Source organism: Kitasatospora sp. NPDC057542 (genome assembly GCF_042801945.1).
Lineage (GTDB): Bacteria > Actinomycetota > Actinomycetes > Streptomycetales > Streptomycetaceae > Kitasatospora.
On record NZ_JBHVFE010000424.1, the window covers coordinates 1 to 7938 of the forward strand.

The window sequence follows — 7938 nt, forward strand, 5'->3', positions numbered from 1 at the left end:
AGCCGGGTCACGTTGCCGTGACCCGGCTACCCGACTAAATCATCTCGGCGACTGCCATCTTGACTTTCTGGTGAGACCAGGATCTCCAAGGTAGCGAAGGCTTCGCAGCGGGCAGATGACCACCGGCCAGGACGAGCCGCGACTCCAATGACAGCCTGTTCGATGGGCCGAAGGGTTGACTCAAAGATTCGGCCTCGTGCACGTCGACTTCACCACCCAGCGCCGCACCCCCCAGGGCCTCCTACACCTGGTACCGCGACCTGATCGCCGCCCATCGTGCGCGGCCGGTGGAGTAGGCAAGCGAGGCGACACCGGGCGGGCGGGCGGCGGGCCCGCCGCCCGCCCTGACCGGATCGTTCCGCATCCAGGCCCGATGGGGTCTTCATCCGGGCACCCCGCGGCGGTGAGGATCGAGGCATGACCAACGCACTCCTCGTCATCGACGTCCAGGAATCCTTCCGCCGCCGCGAGAACTGGGCGGCCGTCTCCAACCCCGGGATCGTCGGGCAGGTGGCCCGGCTCGTCGAGCACGCCCGGGCCAAGGGCGACCTCGTCGTCTGGGTCCTGCACGCCGAGCCCGGCACCGGGACGGTGTTCGACCCCGCCCTCGGTCACGTCCGCCTGATGGAGGGGCTGGTGCCGGTGGAGGGTGAGCCGGTCGTCACCAAGACCTCACACAACGCGTTCACCACCACCAACCTGCAACAGCTGCTCACCCAGCAGGGGATCCGCGAACTGGTGGTCAGCGGCATTCGCACCGAGCAGTGCTGTGAGACCACCACCCGGGTGGCTGCCGACCTCGGCTACGCCGTCACGTTCGTGGTCGACGCGACCGCCACCCATCCGATCGAGCATCACGACGCGCCTGCCGGGCGCAGTCTCGACGAGATCCTTGCCGATCCGCGCACGCTCTCCACGGAGGAGATCATCGCCCGTACCGAGTACGCTCTGGCGGGCCGCTTCGCCACCGTCACCACTGTGAAGGAGTTGACCGGATCGTGACCCGCGTCGTCTTCCTGCTGGTCCCGCAGTTGCACCTGCTGGACCTCGCCGGGCCCGCCCAGGTGTTCTCGACGGCGGCCGACCACGGGCTCGGCTACGCGGTCGGCTACGTGGCCGAGCAGGAGGACGTCCCCACGGCGCAGGGGCTCACGCTGCGGGCTTCCGTCGAGTGGCCGCGGCTCACGCCGGACGACCTGATCGTGGTCCCCGGTTGGCGGGCGTCGACGCTGCGGGCGCACGGGGACCTCTCCCCGGCGACGCTGGAGCGGCTGGCCGTCCACCACACGGCCGGCGGTACGGTCGCCAGCGTCTGTGCGGGCGCGGACGCGCTCGGCCGGGCGGGGTTGCTGGACGGGCGCCGCTGCACCACGCACCACGACCTCCAGGACGAACTGGCTCGCCGCTACCCGAGGACGGTGGTCGTGCGCGACGTGCTGTACGTGGTGGACGACCGGGTGGTGACCTCGGCCGGCATCGCGAGCGGCATCGACCTGGCCCTGCATCTGGTCGCTGTCCGGCACGGGCCGGCAGCGGCCGCCCGGATCGCGCGGGAGATGGTCGTCTACGCGCGCCGCAACGGCGACGAGCGGCAGGTCAGCGTGATGCTTCGGCACCGCGCCCACTTGGTCGACGCCGTCCACCGGGTGCAGGACCTGATCGACGCCCGCTTCACCGCCCGGCTCAGCCTCGCCGACCTCGCCAGCGCGTCGGGCGTCAGCGAGCGCACCCTCACCCGCCACTTCACCGAGGCCACCGGACTCACCCCGCTGCGCTACCAGCAGGAACTGCGCGTCGAGCGGGCAGAGCACCTCATCGCGCACGGCGCCACCACGGAGGCCGCCGCCCGCGCGGCCGGCTTCCAGGACGCCCGGATGCTCCGCCGCCTGCGCGCCCGCGCCGGAGTCGTCTACGCCGGTGCGGTCCGCGGCGTGGACGGGCTGGCAGAGTGCGTCAACTCCTCTGTCGGATAGTCGACTTGATGAGAGCCAGTGGCTTTCGGTCAAGGTCTTGCCACAATGACAGCCCGTTCGACGGGCCGATGCCGATGCTGCGCCGTTCGGCGCAGGCACTGCCGACGGACGCCAGGCGCACGGCGGGGCTCGACACGCTCGCGCGCGACTGCGCGGACCGGCTCCGCGCGATCGCCGCACGACAGCCGCGTGCCGCGGACGACTGGTCGATCGCCTGGACCGGTTGCGGCTGCGAACTGTGCGCCACCCTGGAGACGTTCCTTGGTTCCCGCTCACGACAAGTCCTTGAATGGCCGCTGGCGAAGGACGGACGCCGGCACGTGCACACCAAAATCGACTCGGCCGGGCTCCCGGTACACCACCAGACCAGGCGGCAGGGACGCCCGTACACCCTCGTGCTGACCAAGACCGAGCAGCTGTTCATCCGTGAGCAGAGCGCCCGCGGCCAGGCCGAAGCGGACCTGACCTGGCTGACCTCGGCCTGGAACGCGTAGTGCTCCAGAGCTGCTTGCCGCTGCCTTTCTCGGTCGGGTCGCCCAGCCGGCGAGCCGGCCTGGGCGGGCGCTGGCCGCGAGATTGCGCGCTACCTCACGAGCCCGTAGAGCCGCAAGCACTACCAGTGTCGGACTTTCGTGTCCGTGGTGCCTGATAGCGTGCCGGGCATGCCGCACCGCGCCACTCCGCGCCGCACGGGCCACCTTGTGCCCCTGGCCGTCGCCGATGCCCTGTGGGCCGAGTTGATGGCCGACAGTGTGTTCCCGGCCACTGGGCAAGCGTTCACCGGCTTCCCTGCCGATCCGCGGGTGGGGTACGTGCTGCTTGGCGCGCGTGCGGTGCCGACGGTGAAGGGAGCCGGCGGCCGGTGGCACGTTCAAGAGGCCGATGTACGCCGGGCGGCCGAGGAGCTGCGTGCGGTCAAGGTGAGCGGGGTCGGCCTGGTCCGTGTCGCTCCTTTCCGCGGGTCACTGAAAGCGGGGCAGGGGGACGGGCCGGCACTGCGGTGGCGTCAGCGCCTGGGCCAGGAATGGGCCCGATCCCGCGTCGATGCCACCCCTGGGCGCTTGCTGCGCGACAGCGACCATCTGCCGCATCTGGCGGGGATCGACTGGCGCCGGTCTCTGAGGGAGCGGACCGGAGCGGGGGCAGGGGACACGTGGTGGCTACCTCGCACGCTGGTGAAGGTGCTGGACGTGGCCGAGCACGCCGAGCAGCGGTGGTTGCTGGCCGCGCGGACCTGTCAGAGGTGCGGCTCCGTGGCGGATCAGCCCGAGCAGTGGCGGGTCCCGGCCGGCAGCAGCTGGCAGACGATCTGCCCCGACTGCCGCACAACCGCGCTGCGCCCGTACAACGGAGAGCTGGAAGGCCACGTCTACTCGGTGTTCAGCAAGAAGCGCGCCAAGCTGGAGGTGTCCGGCTGGAGGTGCGCCGTCTGCCGACAGGCACCTGCCTTCGCGGTCGACCACTGCCACGAGCACGGCTACGTCCGCGCACCCGTCTGCCAGTCCTGCAACACGCGGGAACGGCCGAACTACCTCTACGACAACGACGTATACGTCACCAGCCGCTACACGTCCCTCTTCCACACCCACGCCGAGGACTGGCTGCGGCACTGGCACCGCTGCCCCGGCTGCCGCGCCCGCACCACGCTGCCATTGCCACACCTGGCGGCACTGACCGCACTCCTGGTCGGCGAACCGCTGCGCCCGACCCACCGCGCCCCTCGCAGCTCCCGCGGGCGCAAGCCTTGCGGTGAACTGCGCGCCTCCTGGACGGGCAGTCACAACGCGCCCCGCTCCTGCATGATCACCCTGAGTGTGGACTACTGTCCCAGCGGGGAGCACCGCGTCCTGGCGCAAGTCCCCTACCGCGAAGCCGTCGACCGATTCCGCACCTGGCTGGCCGAGACAGCCCCGCCGGTGGCCGCTGCCGCGGGGCCCGGCCGCCATGACACCGTCCCCACGCAGTTCCGGCCCGTCGTTCCGGACACCAGCAGCGAGGGCCTGACGCTGTTCGGAGCGTAGTCGGGGGTCGATCAGGAATTGGGCTCTGTCCCGTAATCGGTAGTAGCGCTGTGTGGTGATCACTGGAGGAGGGCGCGCTGGCGGCCCCAAAAGGTCAAGCAGTGGTCAACTCCGGTCCCCGGAAACGCCGGAGAAGTGGGAAGCCGGCCGGGTCGACTTCCCGCTCCTCCGCCCGCCGCCGGTTCGCCGTCCAGCCGCCCTCGTCATCCAGGGACCCGTTGCCCGCATCGGCAAGCTCGGCGTCTGCGACCTCAGCATCCACGCGGCCGCGCGCACCGCGACCTCCTCGACACGGATCCCGGCCGGCCCACGCAGACCCTGCCGGGCGTTCCCGGGGCGCTTCGAACCGGGCGGAAGCGGATAGCCGGCCAGGGACGCCAGCACGGCACCCGGTGGCCCCGCGGCTCGCCGGCGTCGGCCGATCGTCACCGGCGCCCTTCCGTCACGTCGCGGTCGGAGTCTCGGCGGAGATGCCGACGCCGACCTCGCGCACCGCTTCGACCACCGTGGGGTTCACGGTGTCGGCCGGGACGGATCCGGCGGAGAGGGCCTGGACCCGGCCGCGCCGAGGCGGGTGAGGAAGGCGGCGACCATCCGGGACCGGTCGGCGTTGTGGACGCGGACGAACAGTACGGATGGGGTGGTGGGCGGCCTGTCAGTTCTGGAAGGAAACCGGAAGGCTGGCGTAGCCGCGGAAGGTGAGGCGGTCGCGGCGCACTGCCGTGCCGGTGCGCTGCATGCCGGGCAGGCGCTTCAGTAGCAGCGGGAGTGCCAGTCGCGCCTCCGTGCGGGCCAGTGCCGAGCCGAGGCAGTAGTGTGCGCCGGCGCCGAAGGAGAGTGACTGCGGGGAGTCCCGGAACGGATCGAACCGGTTCGGGACGGCGAAGTGTGCCGGATCGTGGTTCCCCGCCCCGAGGAACAGGAGAATGTGGCTGCCCTTCTCGATCGTGCCGATGCCGTCGATCTCGATCGTCTCGGGTGCCCACCGGCTGGTGAGTTGCAGGGGCGCGTCGAAGCGCGAGATCTCTTCGACGTACCGGTCGGCCAGGTCCGGGTCCGTCCGCAGCCGGGCGGCGAGGTCGGGGTGGTCCAGCAGGGCGCCCAGGCCGTTGCCGAGGAGGTTGGTGGAGGTCTCGAAGCCCGCCAGCAGCAGGAACACGAGGTTCACGACGAGTTCGCGGGTGGACAGTTCGTCGTTGTCGCGGTCGTGTGCCAGCACCAGCGTGGTGATCAGGTCCTCGCGGGGTTCGGTGCGTCGGAGCCGGGTCAGCTTGGTGACGTAATCTTCCAGTTCGAGGGCCGCGCGGTCGGCCGTGGTGGTCGGGCCGGCGGGCCGGAACGGTTCGAGGACGGCGGTCGTCTCCTGCGCCCGCTCGCGCAGCCACTGGTGCTCGCCGGCCGGGACGCCGAGCAGTGTGCCGATGATCCGGATCGTCAGCGGGTAGGCGAACTCGGCCATGAGGTCGACGGCTTCGCCGTTGCGGCCGAGTTGGGCCACGTGGTCGGCGAGGGCGGTCGCCTCTGTGGTGACGACCTCCTGCAGCCGGTCGGTCCTGCGGGGTGAGAAGGCGTCCGCGGCGAGCCGCCGGACGCGGGCGTGGTCGGGTCCGTTGGCCTTCATCATGGAGTTCGCGATGAGGTGTGAGGCGGCGCCGTCCGGCCGGCCCCGGACCTCCAGGCGCGGGTCCCGCAGCAGTGCGTTGATGGCGTTGTAGCCGGTGGCCGCGTAGAAGTCCGGTCGCAGGCGCACCACGGGCCCGTGGGCGTGGAGAGCGGCGTACGCGGGATAGGGGTCTTGGCGGCCGGCGGGTGACGCCAGGTACTGATATGCCTCGCCGAGCAGCATGCCGGGATTCCTCACGTAGAGAACGAGCCGCTGGGTCGGCGGCGTGTCGGGAGCGCTCCGAGCTCAGGAGTACTGGATCAGCTGGAGCCGTGGTGGCATCGTCCAGTCGTGGGGTTCGAAGGCGATGCGGGTGAGCGGCAGGGTGGCGGCGGCGTCGGTCATGATCTGTTCCAGGGCGTCCTGTTGGCCGGGTTCGAGGAATCCCCAGAACAGGCTGTGCCAGACCACGGTGCGCACCGACGGATCGGCCGGCGTGGCCAGCTCGCGCCGCAGCCACCCGACCGCGTCCGCCTGTTCCACCCGGACCGGGGTGCGGGCGGCGAGGTCAAGCGCGTCGTCGAGGGCGGCTCGCAGGAAGGTGTGTTCGAAGGGCAGGTAGCTCCGTACGGTCTGCGCGTCGGCCGGATCGGCGGGGTCGCGGGGGTGCAGGTCGCAGCCGGCGCGCGCCACGATGGCGATGCTGCCGGGATCCGGGCCGTGGGCGGGCAACCGGACCGGTGAGGTGGGGTCGCCCCACTCCCAGCCGGGCCCGAACCACCGGTAGTGGTCGATCAGCAGGTTGAGCCCGGCGCAGGCGCCGAGTTCGAGCAGTCGGATCCGCGGGGCCCGCAGCAGTGCGAGGCCGTGCAGCAGCGTTGCGGCACGGACGGGCTCGTGCTGCTGCACCGGGTTGTCCAGCGCGGTGGCGATCTCGGCGGGGTGGTCGGCGATCGCCGTGACGAAGAGCTCCCACGACCGGTCGGTGCCGCGCGGTTCGAGTCCGTCCGTCGCACTCGACTCGGCCAGGTGCGCGGTCAGCCGGGGAAGCCGCCCGGCGGTCAGCAGGCCCTGGACCCCGGCCATGGCCCGGATGGTGAACAGGGGTGCGCCGGCCTGTGGGTGCTGCCCGATCAGGCGGGTCACCGGCCCGCCGTGCTCGACGTCGTCGGCGAGTCTGGCCAGCAGTCCCGATGCGAAGGGAGCGGCCCCGGCGGACCGTGCGGCCATCGACCGCAGCAGCTCCGGACGGTCGATCAATTCGTTCACGCGGAAACTCCGTTCGGCACCGCTTTGGCAGAAGTGTGGATCATGCCGTGCAGCAGCTCCCGGTACGTGCCGTCCGGAGCGAGTCGGTCGAGCACCGCGCAGCAGTGCTGCCGCAGCGACTCGACCCGACGCCCGTAGCCGTCGAGGACGGACGGGTCCCGCAGGGCGGCTCGCAGTTCCGCGCGGGCGCCCGGATCGGTGCCGACCCGGGCACGCAGGCGCAGCAGGTGCTTTCGGTGCGCGGGTGCGGCGACTTCGAGCGCGTGGGCCAGTAGGAGGGTGCGGGTGCCGTTGGCCAGATCCTCGAACTCCTGTGCCGGGCTGGGAACTCCGTCGTTGCCGAGCTGTCGCAGGACGCCGAAGAGCTCGCCGAAGGTCCGCCAGGACCGCACGGTTTCGGGCCGGTCCGTGGCGAGCCTGGCCGCCATCGCCGCGTCGCGGCCGTAGGCGGCGCCGCTCTTGCCCCGGTAGCAGGCCATGACGGACCGCCACGTGACGGCGTCGTCCGCCGGCTCGGCGATGTCGGCCAACTGGCCCTCCAGCGCGTCCAGCGCGGTGCGGACCAGTTCCTGCTCCCAGGCGAGGCGGATGTCCGGGGCTGTGGAGTGCCGGTCGATCACCCACTGGGGGAGTGTGCTCCCGCAGGCCACGGCTGCCAGGGTGGTGCGCGCCAGTTCGGACCTGCCCCGAGGTGCGGCCGGGCCCTGTCCGTCGGCGAGGTCGTCGAGGGCTTCGGCCCCCGCCCACCACAGCCGGGAGACCGCACACACCGTGGCTGCCGGCCGGGGCTCGCCGGTGAGCGTTCCGAGAACGGCCATGCCCAGGAGGCGGAAGGGACTTCGGCTGCCGCCGTCCGCTGCCAGCAGGCCGGCGGCCGCGTCCGCCAGGCCCGGGTGGTCGCGGCGCAGGTCCTCCAGCACCACGGCGATCTCCGTGCCCACGGCTGCGAACCAGTCGGGGGGAACGATCAGCGGTTCGGCAGTCTCGGTGGGACTCATCGATGTGTCCTTGTGGTCGGGCCCGCCGGCGCTCCGGCGGCCGTGGCGGCGCGGGGGGAGGCCCCGCACTCGCC

General features: G+C 71.7%; 7 protein-coding genes and 2 pseudogenes. 5 read left to right on the forward strand and 4 right to left on the reverse strand.

Translation table 11 applies throughout. The features are described from left to right. Positions 1 to 163: 163 nt before the first annotated feature. The 5 genes and pseudogenes from ACFU7Y_RS35160 to ACFU7Y_RS35180 all read left to right on the forward strand — a co-directional run. Positions 164 to 296: pseudogene (locus tag ACFU7Y_RS35160) on the forward strand (family 1 glycosylhydrolase); the annotation flags it as partial. A gap of 121 nt (positions 297 to 417) precedes the next feature. Then, positions 418 to 1002 (forward strand): cysteine hydrolase family protein, encoded by a 585-nt coding sequence (locus ACFU7Y_RS35165; RefSeq protein ID WP_380770799.1) that lies wholly within the window; start codon positions 418 to 420, stop codon positions 1000 to 1002. Beyond that, the gene (locus ACFU7Y_RS35170) at positions 999 to 1973 is read left to right on the forward strand and encodes a GlxA family transcriptional regulator (protein WP_224276158.1); all 975 of its coding nucleotides are present in this window, start codon (positions 999 to 1001) and stop codon (positions 1971 to 1973) included. The genes ACFU7Y_RS35165 and ACFU7Y_RS35170 overlap by 4 nt, the downstream gene beginning before the upstream one ends. 68 nt (positions 1974 to 2041) lie before the next feature. Then, the gene (locus tag ACFU7Y_RS35175) at positions 2042 to 2467 is read left to right on the forward strand and encodes a hypothetical protein (RefSeq protein WP_224276160.1); all 426 of its coding nucleotides are present in this window, start codon (positions 2042 to 2044) and stop codon (positions 2465 to 2467) included. Positions 2468 to 3226: 759 nt separating this feature from the next. Further along, positions 3227 to 3994, forward strand: a complete 768-nt coding sequence (locus ACFU7Y_RS35180) for an endonuclease domain-containing protein (protein WP_380770800.1) — start codon at positions 3227 to 3229, stop codon at positions 3992 to 3994. Between the two features lie 454 nt (positions 3995 to 4448). Here the strand turns inward: ACFU7Y_RS35180 and ACFU7Y_RS35185 are convergent. The 4 genes and pseudogenes from ACFU7Y_RS35185 to ACFU7Y_RS35200 all read right to left on the reverse strand — a co-directional run. After that, positions 4449 to 4588: pseudogene (locus ACFU7Y_RS35185) on the reverse strand (phosphotyrosine protein phosphatase); the annotation flags it as partial. 61 nt (positions 4589 to 4649) lie between these two features. Further along, a complete protein-coding gene (locus ACFU7Y_RS35190; protein ID WP_380770801.1) occupies positions 4650 to 5840 on the reverse strand; it encodes a cytochrome P450 in 1191 nt (396 codons plus the stop codon). Positions 5841 to 5903: 63 nt separating this feature from the next. Further along, complete coding sequence (locus tag ACFU7Y_RS35195) at positions 5904 to 6866, reverse strand: DUF2332 family protein (protein WP_380770802.1); 963 nt, start codon at positions 6864 to 6866, stop codon at positions 5904 to 5906. Next, positions 6863 to 7864: a polyprenyl synthetase family protein gene (locus ACFU7Y_RS35200; RefSeq protein WP_380770803.1), complete on the reverse strand. Its 1002-nt coding sequence runs from the start codon at positions 7862 to 7864 to the stop codon at positions 6863 to 6865. The genes ACFU7Y_RS35195 and ACFU7Y_RS35200 overlap by 4 nt, the downstream gene beginning before the upstream one ends. Between the last annotated feature and the right edge of the window lie 74 nt (positions 7865 to 7938).